We start from the raw sequence: 19,903 nt of genomic DNA, 5'->3' as shown, positions 1-19,903 counted from the left end.
TATAAAACTAAAATGGTCTACCAAAAAATCAGGTAGCAATAAGGATAGTAATTCTTTAGAAATTTCCACAAATTTAATTTTCCCCAAAGATAAAACTATTTAACTCCCCAACTTTTAGGACTGATCCCCGATTTTACCACCTTTGTTACACGATTTAATGAATATTTTGGTATGTGCTAAAAAGAAAAAACCCTTTAAAACATACGTTTTAAAGGGTTTTGGTGAGATTTTAAAATCTCAAAGCGGAGAAAGAGGGATTCGAACCCCCGGAGGTGTGACCCTCAACAGTTTTCAAGACTGCCGCATTCGACCACTCTGCCATTTCTCCTTGAGTGCCTCATCAAGCTATTTGCTTGAATGCGGGTGCAAATATAAAACCCTTTTTTAATTCTTTCAAAGAAAAGTGCAGTTTTTTTAAAATAATTTTCTGTGAGGCCACGCCATCATATTTTGCAAGGTTATTTGTGAAAAACAAAACACAAACCTTATTTTTGCACAAATTATAATTTATAATGGATACCATAAAGCAGCTAAAATGGCGTTACGCTACCAAAAAATTCAATGCAGAAAAAACACTGCCCGAAGACAAATTAAACGTAGTAAAACAAGCCTTTAACCTTACTGCTACCTCGTTTGGTCTCCAAACCATTAAACTCATTATTGTTAAAGATAAGGCCATGCGTGCACCGCTGCAGCAGTACGCTTATAATCAAAAACAGGTGGTCGATGCCTCGCACTTACTTATTATTTGCATTCAGGACAATATCCTGCAAGACGATGTTACCGACTTTTACGATAATATAAAAGGCATCCGCAATACCCCTGAAGAAATTTTAAAACCCTATCGCGAGGACCTCATAAAAATGATAAAAAGCATGTCGGTTCAAGAACGCCAAAAATGGTCCACTAATCAAGCCTACATTGCACTGGGCAATTTAATGACGGTTTGCGCCATTGAGGGTATTGATTCGTGCCCCATGGAAGGTTTCGTACCGGAGAAGTACGACGAAATCCTTCAACTCGAAGAAAAAGGATTAAAATCGGTGTTGCTTCTGCCCATCGGCTACCGTGCCGACGACGATATGTTTTCAGGTTTCAAAAAAGTACGTAAACCCATCGAAGAAGCCATTATCGAAATTTAGTGTTTTTGGGCGTTACCCAAGGGTCGGGCTTTCGGCAGTCGCTGCCTCCTTCGTCGGCGAGCTCCTACAAAGCCTCAATCCCTAACGCAAAACAGCATTTTCAAAATTTAAAAGAGAGAACAAATATATTATGCCAGGATTCGAACTATTTGGAGAACAAGAAAGAAAAGAAGTTAATGATGTTTTAGACAGTGGCGTGTTGATGCGCTACGGTTTCGATGGTATGCGAAACGGCCATTGGAAAGCCAAAGAGCTGGAGGCCGAACTTCAAAACACCTTACAATCCAATCACGTTCAATTAGTATCCAGCGGAACTGCTGCTGTATCGATAGCCTTGGCATCGGCAGGGGTAGGTGCTGGCGACGAAGTCATTATGCCCACGTTTACCTTTGTGGCCAGTTTTGAAGCCATTATGATGTTGGGTGCCATTCCCGTTTTAGTGGATATCGACGACACTTTAGGGTTAGCCCCTGAAGCTGTACAGGCAGCCATTACACCAAAAACCAAAGCCGTTATGGTGGTGCAAATGTGTGGCAGCATGGCCAAAATGGACGCTTTACAAAACATCTGTAAAGCCAATAATTTACTGTTAATTGAAGATGCTTGCCAAGCCATTGGCGGCACTTATAAAAATAAACCTTTGGGCAGCATTGGCGATTTAGGCTGTTTTTCGTTCGATTTTGTAAAAACCATTACCTGTGGCGAAGGAGGAGCAGTGGTAACCAACAATAAGGCATATTACACCAACGCCGATCATTACAGCGACCACGGCCACGACCACGTGGGGAACGATCGCGGTGCGGAAGGCCATCCGTTTTTGGGGTATAATTTCAGGATTTCAGAATTGCACGCTGCAGTAGGCTTGGCGCAAGTAAAACGTTTGCCTGAATTTATAGAGATTCAAATGAAGCATTTCAATATTATTAAATCGGAATTGAGCAAAATTCCCGAAGTGACTTTCCGAACCGTACCTCAAGGTGGCGAGGAAAGCTACGGGTTTTTAAGTTTCTTCCTTCCAGATTTAGAATCAGCGACCAAAGTTTCAGAAGCGTTTAAGCAAAATGGAGTCGATGCCTGTTTTCATTACTACAACAACAATTGGCACTACATCCGTAAATGGGAGCATTTAAAGAATCTAAAATCATTATACCCTATTTCAAAAGAAGTGAAGGATGGGCTGAAATATCTTCAAACTAAAGATTTTTCACAATCCGATAACTACATTGCTCGAAACATTTCCTGTTTAATAAAGTTATCGTGGACTGAAGAGGAAGTGAAAATCCGCGCCCAAAAAATGGCTAAAATCATCTCGGAAGTTCTCAGTTAATCTAAAAGAACTCCAGATCGCTTTGCGTCGTGGTTTTCGTTGATATTGCGGTGCGATGAGCGCAGTCGAATTTGTCATTCCCGTGAAGAAGGGAATCCAAATAAAGGAATTTCAATTTTCAGACCCAATTTTAAAGGACTTTATAACAGTTAAGATGTCGTGGTTTTGTTTATGTGAACCTCGGCTTCAAGAAATTCTTTATTGTTCGCTGTATTTTTGTAGATTTATAGGGAAATCCTATAAATGAGTACATTAAGAACGGTTCTGGTATTATTGATCACGTTTGCTGTTTTTGCCCAAAACCATAAAGAACAGATGGCTTTTAGGGGACTGACGGTAGAGCACGGTTTGTCGCAAAACAGCGTTATCAGTATGGTTCAAGATTCCATTGGCTACATGTGGTTTGCCACGCAAGACGGTCTTAACCGTTACAACGGCCGATCTTTTAAACATTACAGTAAACAGTTTGAAGATATTACCCGAGGCACATTTAGCAACTTGGGAAAGGTGTATATTGATGCGCAAAACCGCTTGTGGATCATTACCCATTCTGGGCAATTGGAACTTTACCGAACACAAACGGATGATTTTAAAATTGTTAACCTTCCGTTTAAGGCCAGTTCTATTTTTCAGGACGAAGCTTTAAATCTTTTTATTGGCACTTATGGCAACGGACTTTTAAAAGTCGATACAAAAACTAAAGACACCCTTAAGGTTTTTAAAAATGAAGATGCCAAAACTACTGTTTATCATATTGCGCAACAAGGCAAAGACGTTTTGGCTGCAGCTTCAAACGCGGTTTTTCGGGTTTATGGCAATGGACGCTATGTAAAAATTCCCGTAGAAATTTCTTCGGAAACCAATTTCAGCGTATTGGAAAACGATGGTAATGGTGGGGTTTGGCTAGGTTCGTTTGGCAATGGTCTCTTTTACATGCCCGTAAATAACAATCAATTTAGAAAATACAGTCACCCCAATCTTCCAGAAGATTTAAACATTGAAGATTTGTTAATAGATAGCAAAAACCGCCTATGGATTGCTACCTATGGCAATGGGGTTTATTTAATTGATTTCCCCGCCAAAAGTGTCAAAAATTTCAAGGCCAATAAAAACAATCCGTTTGCCATCCATTATAACGATATGCTTTGTTTGTACGAAGACATCACTGGGGTAATTTGGGTTGGCTCGGATGGAACTGGCGCCAGTTATTACGACGAACACCTAATAAAATTCAATATTTTAACCAACAACCAAGTGCCACGGTCGGTGAATGTAGATATGGTAAGAAGTTTTACAACTGATTGCAATGATAACTTTTGGATTGGGACTTCCGGAAAAGGACTAACCTTTGGCGATACCAAAAATGAAACTTATAAAACTTTAACCACTGATAATTCTGATCTTAACAGCAATCGCATAATAAGCTTAAATATTTTTGAAAACGATCTTTGGGTAGGGCACCAAGGCTACGGACTAAATATTATTGAAAATTTAAAGCATTATAGTTTTTATCCTGAATTGACAGGTTATACCATTTGGCGCATTTTGCCCGAATCGAAAAACCGAAGATGGTTAGCTACAGAGCGACAAGGTGTTATTTTGTTTGATAAAATCCAAGGCATTCTCAAGGAAATTAATATTGAAAATTCGGGGTTGACCGATAACAATATTCGGGCTTTAATTAAGGGCGAAAATGGTGATTTATGGATTGGTACCGATAATTCGGGCGTATTCAAATGGCATGCCAAAACCGATAAGGTTGAAAAAATTAAAGATCTGGAGGATAAAATAAAATCGTTGCTTTTGGTTGGCGAAACGCTTTGGGTGGGCACTTATGGCAATGGTTTAAAAAAATACAATCTAGTAAATCAATCCATAAGAACTTATACTAAAAGCGATGGTTTGCCCAACCAAGTGGTTTATGGCGTGTTGCCCGATAGCGATCAAAATTTATGGTTGAGTACCAATAATGGTTTGTGCCGTTTCGATCCCAAAAACGAAAAATTTGAAGGATTTAGCGTTGATGATGGTTTACAGGATACCGAGTTCAATACTGGGGCTTATTTTAAAGATGGGCACGGTACCATTTATTTTGGGGGGCTTGAAGGGCTCAACTGGTTCAATCCAGAGCAATTAACTTATAATTCGGCTAAACCCAAAACCATTATTTCGAAGTTTGAAGTTTTTTCAAAGGAATGGCCTTTAAATCAAAATTCCGAATTAAAATACAACCAAAATACCGTAACGTTTACGTTTTCCAGTTTGCATTTTTCGCAACCAGAGCGTAATTTGTACAAATACAGACTCCTAAACTATAACGACGAGTGGGTGGCACCGAAAAACGTTAATTTTGCACATTACACCAATTTACCGCCAAATACCTATACTTTTCAAGTTATTTCTTCAAATTATGATGGTGTTTGGAATAACGAGCCCGCTTTTTTTTCGTTTACCATTCTAAAGCCCTGGTACTTAACAGACGGTATGAAACTGGCTTATGTATTGCTATTTTTACTTATAATGTTCGGGGTTTATAGGTATTTAAAATTTCGATGGAATATAAAAACCCAGTTGCAGCTCGAGCATGCCGAAACTGAGCGATTAAAAAAGCTGGACGAGTTTAAAACGAAACTTTATACCAACATTTCACATGAATTTAGAACACCGCTTACACTTATTTCGGGACCTATAGACCATCAATTGTCCAAAGGCCATTTAAAACCAGAAGACCGAAAGGAATTGGGCTTGGTGAAACAAAATGCCAATAGGCTGCTTAATCTGGTAAATCAGATGGTGGATTTATCAATGATTGATTCCGGACAGGTACGTTTAAAAGTTTCAAAAGGCAATTTGAACATCCTTTTAACCCAAATTGTTTCGGCGTTTCGGTATAAAGCTTCCGAAAAACATATTGAAATAGACAGTAAAATTGATCGCTTAAATTCGGTTTGGTATGACCCTGATATTATTGAAAAAACGGTTTCAAACTTATTTTCAAATGCTATTAAATATGCTCCGGAGAACAGCCGTATTATTTTTGATGCCAACGAGAAGGAAGATAATTTGGTGCTTTCGGTAATCAATACCACCAAGGAAATTTCAAAAAAAGACCTCGGAAAACTTTTCGAACGGTTTTACCAAGACGATACTACGGCCGAAGGGGTTGGGGTAGGGCTGGCATTGGTAAAGGAATTGGTAACACTTTCAAAGGGAAGGATTATTGCGAACAGTATCGATACCAATAAAATCCAATTTACGGTGACGCTTCCGGTAAGTAAAAAGGCATTCCAACCTTCAGAACTATATAAAAAAGACATTGAAGAGGAGTTGCTTTGTGATGGACATGCTGAAGCAGATTTGAACGACGATAGCCCCAGTTTGCTTATTGTTGAAGATGATGCCGATATACGGGCGTTTATAGCTACTATTTTTAAAAGCAATTATAAAATAATTGAGGCCAAAAACGGAAAAATAGGCGTTAAAAAGGCACTGAAGCAAATCCCCGATTTGATTATCAGTGATGTGATGATGCCGATCCAGGATGGTATTTATTTGTGCAATACTTTAAAACACGATGCGTTAACTAGCCACATACCCATAATACTTTTAACGGCCAAAGTGGGCGAGCAAAACATAAAAGAAGGCTTAAAAACGGGAGCAGACGCTTATGTAACTAAACCTTTTGATACAGAAACCCTAAAGTTACGGGTTGAAAAATTGATTGAAAACCGCGAAAAACTTCAAAAGCATTTCAGTAAAGGGTTTACGGTGAACCCCGATATTCAAATTTCTTCCACCGAAGAAGACTTCTTGAAACGTTTAAAAACGGTGCTGGATGATAATTTAATCAACCCCGATTTTACAAGTGTGGCTTTCGCCGAAAACATGGGCATGAGCAGAACGCAATTGCACCGAAAATTAAAGGCCATTGCCGGTGTGAGCACTTCAGAATTTATTAGGTCGCAACGTTTAAAGCTGTCCATAGATCTTTTGATAAAATCAGATTCAACCATTTCAGAAATCGCTTATCAAGTCGGTTTCAATACGCCATCCTATTTCATTAAATGCTTCAAGGAAGTTTATAATTGCACGCCAAACGAATATCTTCAGCAAAGCTAAAAGCTTTAAACATAGGTTTTTAAAGGTTTTTTTGTGCTGTAACATATCTTGCATACTCTGTAACATATCTTCTATCGTTATAGAAATTCTGTGTGTACCTTAGTTGAACAAAACAATTATGCCAGGTTTGAAATGGTCGATTCTGTCGCAGATAAAAATGAGGAAAAAATATATATGAGTATTGACCATTTGGAAAAAGGTACTTACATCCTACATATTTTACTGAAAAACAAAGTAGTTAAAACGATAACTATCAATAAGGAATAAAAGAGGCTATTAATCAATCCTTTAATAAGGGGATAACAAAATAATGTAGAGTTGTCCCCTTATTATTCAAAAACAGTCCATTAAAATGCGTTGCTTTTACATAAATATAATCACCCTTTTTTTGTCCCTCGTACATTTGTGCGCGCAACCTACCTTTAAGTTAGATTCTATTCATCAATATTCGTGGGATGAAGGTCTAACCGATTGGAAACATAATACAAGAGACCTTTATAAATACGATAACGGCGGAATAAAAGAAACCAATCTTTTACGCCTTGTTTTAAACGGAGATGTTTGGGAAAATTTTTATCAATTCAACAAGTCGTACGATGGTAATAACAATTTAACGGAAAGCATATTACAAAATTGGGGAGACGATATGTGGAATAACGGATCGAGGGATAGTTACACCTACGATGCTTCGAACAACACCAAAACATTTAGTTATGCCATATATTCGGGGGGCAATTGGATGGTTTTCAACGAGAATGTTTATGAATATAATTTACGAAACGATATTGTTGAGGACCATAGCACCAAACTTGATTTCGCCACTTTGATGATGGTTAACGATCAACGTTTAAATTACTTGTACGACGCCGATAACCTTCTTGAATTTGAAATATTGGAAGAATGGCGTGATGTCATTACAGATTGGGAAAATGAAGAACGTAAAAAATATACCTACAATATCGATGAGCAGATTATTCTAATTGAAATTTATGGCTGGAGTGTCAGTTCAATGGAATGGGGTACGCCTTACCGCCAAACCATTATTGACTATAACGAAAGTAATTTGCCCACGGTAGTAACCGAGCAGACTATTGCATCGGGTTCATGGGTAAACACGGTAAGGGTGGAGAACACCTATGACGGCAATAACAATCTAGTTGAAATTTTGGGGCAGGAATGGAACAGTAGCACCGAAGAATGGGAAAACTCATATCGTCAGCTGAGAGGTTTTGACACCAATAACAACGAAATTGAATTGATTTTTGAATCGTGGAATGCTTCAACCGAGATGTGGGAAGGATTTTTAAGATTGGTTAAATTTTGGTCGGAAGAAGGCGGTTTAAATGTTGAAGGTTCAAATCTTCAAGCCGAAAATATAAGGGTTTATCCTAATCCGGTTATAGACGACGTAACCATTAAAGTGAACAACTTATTAAAATCACCATTAAATGTTGTGCTGTTTGATGCTTATGGAAATAAAGTGAAACAAGAGTCAATTAAAATCGGAACAAAGAAATTGAAAATGTCTTTACAAAATTTAAGCTCGGGCATCTACTTTTTACGGTTGAATGACCAAAAGGTTTATAAAATGGTAAAACAATAAAATATTTAAAATTAATTGAGCGCTATTAATCAATTAGGGAGACCAACGTAAAGTTGGAAAAAAGAGGGTGGGAGCCCTCTTTTTTTAGTACTTTAGATAATCTACAATCTCCAAACCGTAGCCGATAAGCCCCACACGTTTGGTTTCTCCGGAGTTAGAAATTAAGCGGAGTTTGTGGATGTTGAGGTCGTGCAGTATTTGTGCCCCAATACCAAAATCTCTATTATCCATAGCTATTTTAGGTGCTTTTGCAATAGTGTTTGGTTTTTGTTCGGCTTTTAAGTAGGATAGTCGCTTTAGGATATTGGTAGATTGCGATTCCTGATTTATAAAAATGATAGCGCCTTTTCCAGCGTCATTAACCACTTTAAACATATTGTCCAATTGTTTATCGGCATCGTTGGTTAATGTACCGAGTATATCGTTATTAACTAATGTAGAATTGATTCGTGTTGGAATCTCCTCGTTATCTTTCCATTGGCCTTTTGTAAGTGCGATATGCACTTGTTCGTTGGTGGTTTGTTGGTAAGCGCGCAACCTAAAATTACCAAAACGGGTTTCGATATCGAAATCTTCTTTTTTCTCAATCAACGAATCGTGCTGCATTCGGTAAGCCACTAGGTCTTCAATAGAAACGATTTTTAAATCGAGTTTCTTCGCGATGTCATAAAGCTGTGGCAATCGGGCCATCGAGCCGTCTTCGTTCATAATTTCAACAATAACCCCTGCTGGATTTAATCCGGCTAGCCTAGCAAAATCAATGGCCGCTTCGGTATGTCCTGTTCTTCTTAAAACGCCACCTTCTTTGGCTACCAATGGAAAAATATGTCCTGGTCGAGCCAGTTCAAACGGTTTGGTATCACGGTCAATTAATGCTTTTACGGTTTTCGATCTGTCGCTGGCTGAAATTCCTGTAGTAACCCCATTACCTCTTAAATCGACAGACACCGTAAAGGCCGTTTCCATATGGTCGGTATTGTTTCTAACCATCATATCGAGATCGAGTTCTTTGCATCGGGTCTCAGTAAGTGGCACACATATCAATCCGCGTCCTTGAGTAGCCATAAAGTTAATAACCTCTGGGGTTACTTTATCGGCAGCAGCTAAAAAATCACCTTCATTTTCACGGTTTTCGTCATCAACAACAATAATAACTTTTCCGTTTCTTATATCATCAATAGCTTCCTGAATGGTATTCAGTTGTATATCAGAAGCGTTTTTCTGTGTCGTGGTTTCTGTTGTCATTTTGCAAAGATATTGCTTATTTTAAAGAATCTAAACAGTTTCGTTTTAAGTCTTCCTTTATTTTTTGGTTGAGGAAAAGAAAGGTTATCATGTAAAGCGGAAGCCCAATTATTAAAAGTAAAAGCTTTGGCCTTTTACGAGGTTTGTTGATGTGCTTATAAAACTGAAAGGTGTTTTTTATGGATTTAATGCAATAAACCACAAATAGGATTAAGGACACTACACTAAGCTGAATGGCCGAATCGGCCAACGAAGGCAGTTTGTTGTTTCTAAATACAAAGAACAAAATCAGTAATATAACCCCAATAAAATAGAGTGTTTTTGCAAATTTTACGTGGTCGTGGTAATCTTTGACTATTTGTTCAGATTTTTGGAAATCATCTTGAATTATAACACCATTATCTTTTAATTGATGTGTGTTAATACCTCTTGCCTTTAAAACCTTTATGGCTTCAAAACGAACTGGTTCTTCATGGCCTAAACTTTCGTAATTATTGATAATATCGACAAGTTCTTCGTTTTTTTGGTTGGAAAGGAATTTATAATCAACTGAGTTTTTTTCCTTTATTTTAAAGATGCGTTTAAGAGGTTGAAATACGCTATCAAAATCAAATAGACCTTTATCTTCCGTGGCTCTTTTGGTTAAAAAGATGCCCAACGGCAACATCACCAATGTAGAAAACCAACTGGCTAAAATGGGGTTGAATCCACCATTTTTAGCGCTATTGGTTGCAAAAATACCAATGAAATGATAGGATAAAAACAACACAATGGCAATAACCATGGGCAGCCCAATACCACCTTTTCTAATTAAAGCGCCCAATGGAGCACCCACAAAAAACAAGATAATACAGGCAAAGGCTAAAGCAAACTTTTCGTGGAACGAGATAACGTGTTTGTTAAGCCATGACTTAGAGTTTTTTAAAGTGACTTCTTTGGATGAAATGAGTTGCTTAGAAGACGCAATGGTTCGCAACGCCGATTCCACCAATTCGATTTTCTTTTTAGTATCGAAAATATTTAGGATAACGCCGGTATATTCTTCTGTTATGCTATCGTTCTTTTTAGAATTGACGGGCGTTTTTTGAATTTGTGGCAGGCCCGATCTTACCTCTAAATTTTTCGCAAAAGTTTCATGCTCTTCATCACTTTTTTTAACGAGCGAATCGATGGTTTTGTTCAAATCCACCACATCGAGCATATTGTACTTATCGGTTTGCGATTGCTCATCAAAATCAACTTGATTCATATTCGACAAATCAATGTTGATAATCTTCTTTTCAAAAGCACTTTTGGCGAAGGGTTGCCGCTCTCTAGTTTTTAAGTTTTTGGTTTCTACATCTTGGTATAGGTTGCCATCGAGAAGGATAAGCTTTAAAACGTTTGAATTTTCCGCACTGGTTAACTCACCGGTTTTCGATTTTATTACTGTGGTGTTTTTTCGTCCGTTATTGCCTTTTATATGTATGGTAACATCTTCCAAAAATTGTCCGCGGTCACCACTTTTCTTTTCAACTTTAATATTGTAATCGGTGCCTTCAATAGCATTGAACTGCCCTTCGGCAATAGCCATGGCTGGTTTTAACTTAGCGATGTTCCGCCGTAAATTATAAGAGTTGAGTTCGGCCCACGGAATCACGTTATTGGAAAAGAAAAAGGTAATAATACCCAATATGACAATAAAAATACTGAGCCCAGACATGGCACGCTGCAATGAAATCCCAGTAGATTTCATGGCAGCAAACTCATAATTTTCGGCAAAGCTACCAAATACCATAATGGATGAAAGCAAGATGGTAAGCGGTAACACCAAAGGAATAAGCTTTGGCATAAAATACAACAAAAACTTAACAATCACGATAAGATCTAAATCTTTACCCGCCAATTCTTTTATGTAGAGCCAAATGGTCTGTAAAATAAAAATCAGCATGAGTATAATAAACACGCTGAAAAAGGTTTTTAAGTAGGTTGTTAGTATGTAGCGATCTAAAATTTTCACTCGTTAAGCGATAATCGGGATGCAACCGTTTTTCTTGTTTGCGGAAACATCTCGAAATTGTTGATGTTTTTTGAAATATGGTTAATAAATCAGACCGTTGTTTTAGTCTAATTTATTAATGTAATAGTCTTTGTATTTACTGGCATCAAAGGTAAACAAGCTTTTTGATATGGGCGTATTCGTTTTAAAAGAATTAACGGTTAGTGTGGTTTTTGTTCCGTTTTTGCCTACCTGAATTAAATTGTAAATATGTTTGGTATTGGCATCGATGCCTAAGAGGATATTTTTGATTTCTGAATTCGAATCGATGGGGGTTAATTTTACGTATTGAATTTTTCTTCCATTGATATTTTGCTGAATATCGGTTTTGTAGGTGTAGCCATCTTCGTAAAACGACAGCATTTTACTGGGCGTAATGGCATCGTTTTCTTCATCAATATTAGAAGTTATGGTCACTTCTTCATCTTCTGGACTAATGCTGTAAAGGGTTTTACCATCAAAAAGGCGGGTAACGCCCAAAATATTCAAACGGTATTTTTCACCCTCTAAAACCACATCGCCTTTGGTTTCCTGTTTGATGTTTTCAGAAAGGTTTTCTAAAGTATATTTAAAATCGAGTGAAATATTCTCATAGGTTTTTACCTTTTCTGAAACTTCGTTTAAAAGTGTTTTGGCTTTATTTTGTGCAAAAGCGTTAACGGAAAGGATAAGTATTGCAAAAGCAAATAATTTTTTCATTTTCAATGTTATATTTCGTTTTCTAAAAGTTTTTCTAAAGCTGTAATATCGGGCACCAAAACCTGTCTGGCTTTACTGCCTTCAAAAGGACCAACAATGCCTGCAGCCTCCAATTGGTCGATTAAACGTCCGGCACGGTTGTAGCCCAATTTTAATTTTCTTTGCAATAGCGAAGCCGAACCTTGTTGTGCCGTTACAATTACTATGGCTGCATCTTTAAATAGGGCGTCGCGATCGGCTATATCTACATCAATACCTGTGCCACTTTCTTCGCCAACGTACTCGGGAAGCATATAAGCATCGGGGTAGGCTTTTTGTGAACCGATAAAATCGGTAATGCGTTCCACTTCGGGAGTATCCACAAAGGCACATTGCACACGAATAAGGTCATTACCTTGCGTGTAAAGCATATCACCACGGCCAATAAGTTGATCGGCACCTGAACCATCCAAAATGGTTCGGGAATCGATTTTTGAAGTTACCCTAAATGCGATTCGAGCTGGGAAGTTAGCTTTGATGATACCCGTAATAACGTTAACAGACGGACGTTGCGTGGCGATAATTAAATGGATACCAATGGCACGAGCCAGCTGTGCTAAACGGGCTATAGGGGTTTCTACCTCTTTACCGGCTGTCATAATCAAATCTGCAAACTCATCCACAACCAAAACAATATATGGTAAAAATTGATGGCCATCGTTCGGGTTTAATTTTCTTGCCTTGAATTTAGCATTGTACTCCACAATGTTTCGGCACATGGCGTTTTTCAACAACTCGTAGCGGTTGTCCATTTCAATGCACAACGAATTTAGCGTATTGATAACCTTGGTATTATCGGTAATAATGGCATCTTCGCTATCGGGCAGTTTCGCCAAATAGTGGCGCTCAATTTTATTGAAGAGCGTCAATTCAACTTTTTTCGGATCTACCAAAATGAATTTCACCTCGGCAGGATGTTTTTTATAAAGCAGTGAGGTAAGAACGGCGTTGAGCCCCACCGATTTACCTTGCCCCGTGGCACCGGCCATAAGCAAGTGCGGCATTTTTGCCAAATCGACCACAAAGGTTTCGTTGCTAATGGTTTTTCCGAGGGCGATAGGGAGGTGCATTTCAGAATTTTGGAATTTCTTCGATGCAATGACCGAGCGCATGGAAACAATAGTCGAGTTTTTATTGGGCACTTCAATACCGATAGTTCCTTTTCCGGGAATTGGCGCAATAATTCGAATACCCAAAGCAGACAGCGATAAAGCAATATCGTCTTCCAGGTTTTTAATTTTTGAAATTCGGATACCGGCATCGGGCACAATTTCATAAAGTGTTACCGTTGGCCCAATGGTAGCTTTAATGCTGGAAATACCAATTTTATAGTTGCTGAGGGTTTCAACAATACGGTTTTTGTTTTCCTCAAGCTCTTCTTGGTTGATTTTAATGCCTTCGGTATCGTATTTTTTAAGAAGCTCTAGGGTAGGGAATTGGTATTTAGCCAATTCTAAAGTAGGGTCGAATTGTCCAAAATCCTCAACCAATTTATTGGCAAGGTTATCGGTTTCTGAGATTTCTTCCTTTACTTCTTCAACTTTTATTTCAAGGTCTGTTTCTTCGTCTTCACTTTCGTTTACACGAACTTCCAAAGGAGCAGGTGTTTCCTTTTTAGTGTCCTTAACAGGTTTTAATTCGGGTTCAATATCTTCTTCTTCATCATCATCCAAAGGAATTTCGAAAGCCGATTTTATGGCTTCGGCTTCTTCCGTTAAATTGTTGTCCAAAGGCGCTATAACATCTTCTTTCATGCTTGAAAGTTCTTCTTTAATGTCTTTCTTGGCCGATTTAAAAAGCTTTGAAAAACTTTCGAAAGTGAGCTTAAAACGAATTGCCAAATAGGTAATCAATCCGAATAAAAGAAGTAGGGCAACACCAATTTTTCCGATGTAATCTTGTAAAAAAGTGTTGAGTTCAAACCCAACCGTACCTCCTAAAATATCGTTTTTGCCGCCAAAGAATCCTAAAAGAATCGATGTCCATATTATAATAAGGATGCCCCAAAACCAATGTTTTCTCAGTTTGGCTTTGTTGATGTTCATGAGCACATAAACACCCGATAGAAAAACCAATCCTGAAAATATAAATGAAGCTACCCCAAAACCACGTTGGATAAAAAAATCGCTGAGCCAAGCCCCCGATTTACTAAGCCAGTTTTGTGTTTTTACTTCACGAGACGTGAATTCCGTAAGTACACTTTGGTCTGCTTTGCCCGTAAACAAAAACGATACAAAAGCAATAAAAAGGAGCAAACCTAATATAGCCAAGAAACTGCCCAAAACCAATTTTTGTTGGTTGTTTAGGTTAAATTTTGGCAGTGCCAACCTTTTTTTTGTTGTTGGTTTAGATTTGGTTTTCCTTTTGGCCATTAATGCGGGAATGTGGAATTGAAGTTATTGAATGGGTTTAATGCTAAATGGTTTAACAACTCAGCAAAAATACAAATTACTAACGTTTATCCTAGAGGGAATATTATTTTAAAAAATCTTCGGAAGGTAAATGATCAGCCCCACAATTACAGCAAAAACAGAGGCGATAAAAACCGCCCCTGCTGCTAAATCTTTTATTTTGCCTATTTTAATGTGGTATTCCGGGTGTATAAAGTTGGCTATTTCCTCAATGGCTGTATTGGCGCCTTCAATACTCATTACCAATGCGATGGCTAGAATTTGTATCATCCACTCGGTGGTTGAAATTTCAAAGTAAAAACCAGCTATGGAAACCAATACAGCTATACAAAACTGAATCTTTATACTGGGTTCGGTCTTTAATAACAACAACGCACCTTTAAAGGCGTAGCGCACACTTTTTGCCCGGTTAATTAAAAGTGGTTCTTTTTTATTATTCATAAAGAGCTTCTAGTGCTGCTTTGTAGTTGGGTTCATCTACGGTTTCGCTTACTTGTTCGGTGTATTTTACCGTGCCGTTTTCATCTAAAACCACCACGCAGCGGGAGTGCAGGCCTTCCAATGGGCCATCAACAAACTCCAATCCGTAGTCTTTTCCAAATTGCCCGGTTTTAAAGTCCGATAAACTCTCTACATTTTCAATGCCCTCTGCGGCACAAAAACGGGACTGCGCAAAAGGCAAATCGCGAGATATGCAAAGTACTTTAGTGTTTTCCAATTCGCTGGCTTCTTTGTTAAATTGTCTTACTGATGCGGCACAAGTGCCTGTATCTAAACTCGGAAAAATGTTCAATACCAGTTTGCTGCCTTTGTAGTTGGTTAAACTTTTGGTGGATAGGTCGGTTGCTGTCAATAAAAAATCGGGAGCTTTACTTCCGGTTTCAGGTAAGTTTCCAGCGGTGTTTATTTTGTTTCCTTTTAAAGTGATAGTTGCCATGTTATTTTGTTTTAAATTAAGTGATAAAAATAAGGAATAATTGTGCGTTAAATTGAAAATGATAAGTGAAATTTAAGCCCGTTTGTTAATATTGTGTTAAAGCATCTGTTTTTAAAAACCGTTAAGTTTCATAAATCGTTTGTAGTGTATAATCTAAAAAATCAAAATTATGAAAAAGTCAAATTTAATTGCCGCATTTGTTTTTACACTATCATTGTTTACAAGTCAATACATCACGGCTCAAAATAGCACGATGAAGGAAGATACCAAAATGGTTGGTGGTGCTGAAATGTACCCAAGTAAAGACATTATTGATAATGCTGTTAATTCAAAAGATCACACCACTTTAGTTGCAGCTGTAAAAGCAGCCGATTTAGTTGGAGTTTTAAAAAGCAAAGGCCCTTTTACTGTTTTTGCACCAACAAATGATGCCTTTAGTAAACTACCCGATGGAACAGTAGATAGTTTACTTATGAAAGAAAACATGGCTTCATTACAGAATATTCTAAAATATCATGTGGTTTCAGGAAAATGGAGCGCTAAAGACATTATGGGCATGATAAAAAAAGGTAGCGGAAAAGCTGAAATAGAAACCGTGAGCGGTGGAAAGCTAACAACTTGGATTAAAAACCACAATGTTTATGTTACTGATGAGAATGGAAACTCAGCACAAGTTACTATTGCAGATGTAAACCAATCTAATGGCGTTATCCATGTCATTGATACGGTATTATTGCCTAAGTCTTAAAAAAAGATAGTATAGTTATTAATTTAAAGCCATTCTTTTTAGATGGCTTTTTTTTATTGTTTTATATAATATTGATAGTTTTTTCCAATAAATGGATAGTTTAAAAAAATGAATTTCGTATAGATTCAGGTTTAAAATTATTAATTTTATGGAAATGAACAACTAATAAAATCAAATTAATAATGGAGAATAAAATGCACTCAAATGGTTCGTCAATGGGTAAGTGTCCTTTTGGCCACGGAAGTAACACTGCTTCTAGTAAAACGGTTACAGAATGGTGGCCCGAAACTTTAAACTTGGATATTTTACACCAGCACGACACCAAAACTAACCCGTTTGGAAAAGATTTTAATTACCAAGAAGAATTAAAAAAACTGGATGTTGAAGCATTGAAGAATGATGTCCGTAATTTGATGACTGACAGTCAAGATTGGTGGCCTGCCGATTGGGGGCATTACGGAGGTTTAATGATTAGAATGGCTTGGCATGCAGCGGGAACGTACAGAGTAGCCGATGGCCGTGGAGGCGGAGGTACCGGAAACCAACGATTTGCGCCACTTAACTCTTGGCCCGATAACGCAAGTTTGGATAAAGCACGACGTTTACTTTGGCCAATAAAGAAAAAATATGGCAATAAAGTTAGTTGGGCAGATTTAATCATTTTAGCCGGTACAATGGCCTATGAAAGTATGGGGCTGAAAAGTTACGGATTCGCTTTTGGACGAGAAGATATATGGCACCCTGAAAAGGACATTTATTGGGGAGCTGAAAAAGAATGGTTAGCGCCAAGTGATGAGCGTTACGATAGCGTAGATAAACCCAATACCATGCAAAATCCGTTGGCAGCGGTACAAATGGGACTTATTTATGTGAATCCGGAAGGCGTTAATGGAAATCCAGACCCTATAAAAACGGGAGCACAAGTGCGTGAAACCTTTAAGCGTATGGCGATGAACGATGAAGAAACGGTAGCACTAACTGCTGGTGGACATACCGTGGGTAAAATGCACGGTAATGGTGATGCCAGTATTTTAGGAGCTGATCCAGAAGCAGCCAATGTGGAAGAGCAAGGTTTTGGATGGGCAAACCCAACTAAAACTGGTGTAGGGCGTGATGCTGTTACTAGTGGTATTGAAGGGGCGTGGACTACCCATCCAACTAAATGGGATAACGGTTATTTCGAGATGCTATTCAACCATGAGTGGGAGTCGGTGAAAAGTCCTGCGGGAGCTTGGCAGTGGGAACCCGTAAGTATTGCAGAAGAAGATAAGCCGGTTGATGTTGAAGATTCTTCAATCCGTAATAATCCAGCAATGACCGATGCCGATATGGCCATGAAAATGGACCCAATTTATAGGGAGATTTCATTAAAATTTAAAGAAGATTTTGAAGGGTTTTCAGATGCTTTTGCCCGTGCTTGGTTTAAATTAACGCACCGCGACATGGGGCCTAAAGATCGTTGGTTTGGTCCCGATCTACCTCAAGAAGATTTAATCTGGCAAGATCCTATTCCGAAAGGAAAGAAAGATTACGACGTTGAGGCGGTTAAAGCTAAAATTTTGGATTCAGGATTAAGCATTTCTGACATGGTTTCAACAGCTTGGGACAGTGCCAGAACATTTAGAGGTTCAGATTTTAGAGGCGGAGCCAATGGTGCTCGAATCCGTTTAGCACCTCAAAAAGATTGGTCTGGAAACGAACCAAAACGATTACAAAAAGTATTGTCTGTACTCGAACCGATTGCCAAAGCATTTGGAATTAGCGTTGCCGATACTATTGTTTTAGCTGGAAATGTGGGCGTTGAAAAAGCCATTAAAAATGCAGGAATGAACGTTAGTGTGCCATTTGCTCCAGGGCGTGGCGATGCTACGGCAGAAATGACCGACGTGGAGTCTTTTGAATATTTGGAGCCAAAAGCCGATGGTTTTAGAAATTGGCAGAAAGAAGAATATGTGGTAAGTCCGGAGGAATTGCTTTTAGACCGTGCACAACTCATGGGACTGACCGCTCCCGAAATGACTGCTTTAATTGGCGGTATGCGTATTATAGGGACAAACCATGGCGGCACAAAGCATGGCGTGTTTACGGAAAACGAAGGTGCTTTGACCAATGATTTCTTTGTGAATTTAACCGATATGGCCTATAAATGGAAACCTGCAAAAGACGGTATTTATGAAATTCTAAATCGTAAAACAAGTGAAGTGAAATGGACGGCCACTCGTATTGATCTTGTTTTTGGTTCAAATTCTATCTTAAGATCTTATGTCGAAGTGTATGCTCAAGATGACAGTAAGGAAAAATTTGTAAACGATTTTGTTGATGCTTGGGTAAAAGTAATGAATGCCGATCGTTTTGATCTGTAAACTTTCAGATTGAATTACTGATGATTAGAAATTAAAAAGGTGCTGCTTTTAAAACAAAAGCAGTACCTTTTTTTTGTTAATCCATATCAAATCTTAGCCCTATGGAAATATTGTTTTGGTCTGCAAATTGGTCTTTAAATAGGGGAGACAAATCGTATTTGGCATATAGTGCAACATCGTCAAAAGCAATGTAACCACTTATTCCGTAAACTAAATTTGAAGTATTAAAACTGTGTTTCTGTTTGTCTTTTTTACGTTCGCCATCCATAGTATATTTGAGTTTTTGGCGAGTACCAACATTAAAACCGCCATAACCACCAAAACCTATTTTGAACTTATTACTTGTTGAATATCTAAAATAGTTGTCGCGCTCAATCTTTTTTGAAGGCCCTAATTCAAAATGAACGGGAAACACCAAATTAGTTATCGATAGTTTTGATTTTTTAAGATTAGAAGGAAATTCCTCTAGAAAAGTTTGGTCATTTTGTTGAACAAAATATTGGTTATCGTTTGGTTTTAGTCCGTTTATTTGAAAAGAAACCCCATATTTAAGTCTCAAAAAATTTGAGTTTTCAAAAACTCGGGTTTTCCAAGCCCAACCTGCTTCAAAGAAGCGTGAACCACCAAATTTATATGACGAATCGTCTAAACTTTCACCCTCAATAATGGCATTGTTTAGTCCAAAAGCCAAAACGAACTCGCTACTGGTGCGTCTGTCATATTTTTTGGGTTGGGTAATAGTATATGGCTCATCATTAATGACGATGCCAAAAACGTGTTTGTTTGCGGTTTTGTTCAAGCCGTAATCATTACGCTTTAAAAGTTCAATTTTATTGTTAGCTATGGCTATTCGGTTTTCAATATTCAAAGCCGCTATTTTGGCTGCTTCCATTTTTAATTCCTGTGCCTCTTTTAAAGTGATTTCGCCGTTTTCAACCTTCGCGTTGATAGCTTCAACTTCAGCTTTTAAATGTTCTTTTTCTTCTTTTTCAATGGTTAATTTGACTTTTTCCAACATCTCAATATTTTTTTCGTTCTTGATGGCCGGAATACTTTTTTGTGCAGGGATGAGTTGCACGCATAACGTGAATACCAGTGATATTAAGTACTTAATAATTGTTTGCATAACTGTTCGTTTTTAATGGGCTAAATTGGTTTTAGCTTTGATTGATTGATTGATTGATTGATTGATTGATTGATTGATTGATTGATTGATTTTCAGTATTTAAATT

General features: G+C 38.0%; 14 protein-coding genes and 1 tRNA gene. 7 read left to right on the top strand and 8 right to left on the bottom strand.

Features of this window, described 5'->3' with window-relative positions; translation table 11 throughout:
* Window positions 1-243: 243 nt before the first annotated feature.
* Window positions 244-328: transfer RNA gene (locus HC176_RS06980), tRNA-Ser, on the bottom strand.
* Between the two features lie 184 nt (window positions 329-512).
* Between HC176_RS06980 and HC176_RS06975 the strand changes: the two genes are divergently transcribed.
* The 5 genes from HC176_RS06975 (at window position 513) to HC176_RS06955 (ending at window position 8,191) form a co-directional block, all read left to right on the top strand.
* Window positions 513-1,142 (top strand): NAD(P)H-dependent oxidoreductase, encoded by a 630-nt coding sequence (locus tag HC176_RS06975; RefSeq protein WP_167917470.1) that lies wholly within the window; start codon window positions 513-515, stop codon window positions 1,140-1,142.
* A 130-nt stretch (window positions 1,143-1,272) separates the two neighbouring features.
* Window positions 1,273-2,469, top strand: coding sequence for a DegT/DnrJ/EryC1/StrS family aminotransferase (locus HC176_RS06970; protein ID WP_167917469.1), 1,197 nt, complete (start codon window positions 1,273-1,275; stop codon window positions 2,467-2,469).
* Window positions 2,470-2,712: 243 nt separating this feature from the next.
* Complete coding sequence (locus HC176_RS06965; protein WP_167917468.1) at window positions 2,713-6,588, top strand: hybrid sensor histidine kinase/response regulator transcription factor; 3,876 nt, start codon at window positions 2,713-2,715, stop codon at window positions 6,586-6,588.
* Between the two features lie 90 nt (window positions 6,589-6,678).
* Window positions 6,679-6,855: a hypothetical protein gene (locus HC176_RS06960; RefSeq protein WP_167917318.1), complete on the top strand. Its 177-nt coding sequence runs from the start codon at window positions 6,679-6,681 to the stop codon at window positions 6,853-6,855.
* 121 nt (window positions 6,856-6,976) lie between these two features.
* Entirely contained in the window at window positions 6,977-8,191 is a 1,215-nt protein-coding gene (locus HC176_RS06955) for a T9SS type A sorting domain-containing protein (protein ID WP_167917467.1), read from the top strand.
* An 84-nt stretch (window positions 8,192-8,275) separates the two neighbouring features.
* Here HC176_RS06955 and ribB read toward each other — a convergent pair whose 3' ends face one another.
* From ribB to tpx, 6 genes are all read right to left on the bottom strand, one after another.
* The gene (gene ribB, locus HC176_RS06950; protein WP_167917466.1) at window positions 8,276-9,436 is read right to left on the bottom strand and encodes a 3,4-dihydroxy-2-butanone-4-phosphate synthase; all 1,161 of its coding nucleotides are present in this window, start codon (window positions 9,434-9,436) and stop codon (window positions 8,276-8,278) included.
* A gap of 16 nt (window positions 9,437-9,452) precedes the next feature.
* Window positions 9,453-11,435, bottom strand: coding sequence for an LptF/LptG family permease (locus HC176_RS06945; RefSeq protein WP_167917465.1), 1,983 nt, complete (start codon window positions 11,433-11,435; stop codon window positions 9,453-9,455).
* 102 nt (window positions 11,436-11,537) lie between these two features.
* A complete protein-coding gene (lolA1, locus tag HC176_RS06940) occupies window positions 11,538-12,173 on the bottom strand; it encodes an outer membrane lipoprotein periplasmic chaperone LolA1 (protein ID WP_167917464.1) in 636 nt (211 codons plus the stop codon).
* Between the two features lie 8 nt (window positions 12,174-12,181).
* Window positions 12,182-14,584 carry a DNA translocase FtsK gene (locus HC176_RS06935; protein ID WP_167917463.1) on the bottom strand — a complete coding sequence of 801 codons (2,403 nt, stop codon included), beginning with the start codon at window positions 14,582-14,584 and terminating at the stop codon, window positions 12,182-12,184.
* 108 nt (window positions 14,585-14,692) lie between these two features.
* Window positions 14,693-15,064: a diacylglycerol kinase family protein gene (locus tag HC176_RS06930; RefSeq protein ID WP_167917462.1), complete on the bottom strand. Its 372-nt coding sequence runs from the start codon at window positions 15,062-15,064 to the stop codon at window positions 14,693-14,695.
* Entirely contained in the window at window positions 15,057-15,560 is a 504-nt protein-coding gene (gene tpx, locus HC176_RS06925; protein ID WP_167917461.1) for a thiol peroxidase, read from the bottom strand. Before tpx ends, HC176_RS06930 begins: the two co-directional genes overlap by 8 nt.
* A gap of 169 nt (window positions 15,561-15,729) precedes the next feature.
* Between tpx and HC176_RS06920 the strand changes: the two genes are divergently transcribed.
* Both HC176_RS06920 and katG read left to right on the top strand, forming a co-directional pair.
* Window positions 15,730-16,308: a fasciclin domain-containing protein gene (locus tag HC176_RS06920; protein WP_167917460.1), complete on the top strand. Its 579-nt coding sequence runs from the start codon at window positions 15,730-15,732 to the stop codon at window positions 16,306-16,308.
* Window positions 16,309-16,490: 182 nt separating this feature from the next.
* Window positions 16,491-18,671, top strand: coding sequence for a catalase/peroxidase HPI (gene katG, locus HC176_RS06915; protein WP_167917459.1), 2,181 nt, complete (start codon window positions 16,491-16,493; stop codon window positions 18,669-18,671).
* Between the two features lie 76 nt (window positions 18,672-18,747).
* Here the strand turns inward: katG and HC176_RS06910 are convergent, their stop codons facing one another.
* Window positions 18,748-19,797, bottom strand: coding sequence for a hypothetical protein (locus HC176_RS06910; RefSeq protein WP_167917458.1), 1,050 nt, complete (start codon window positions 19,795-19,797; stop codon window positions 18,748-18,750).
* Window positions 19,798-19,903 lie beyond the last annotated feature (106 nt).

It is taken from the genome of Tamlana crocina, from assembly GCF_012037625.1.
This window is presented reverse-complemented; position numbering and strand designations above follow the sequence as displayed.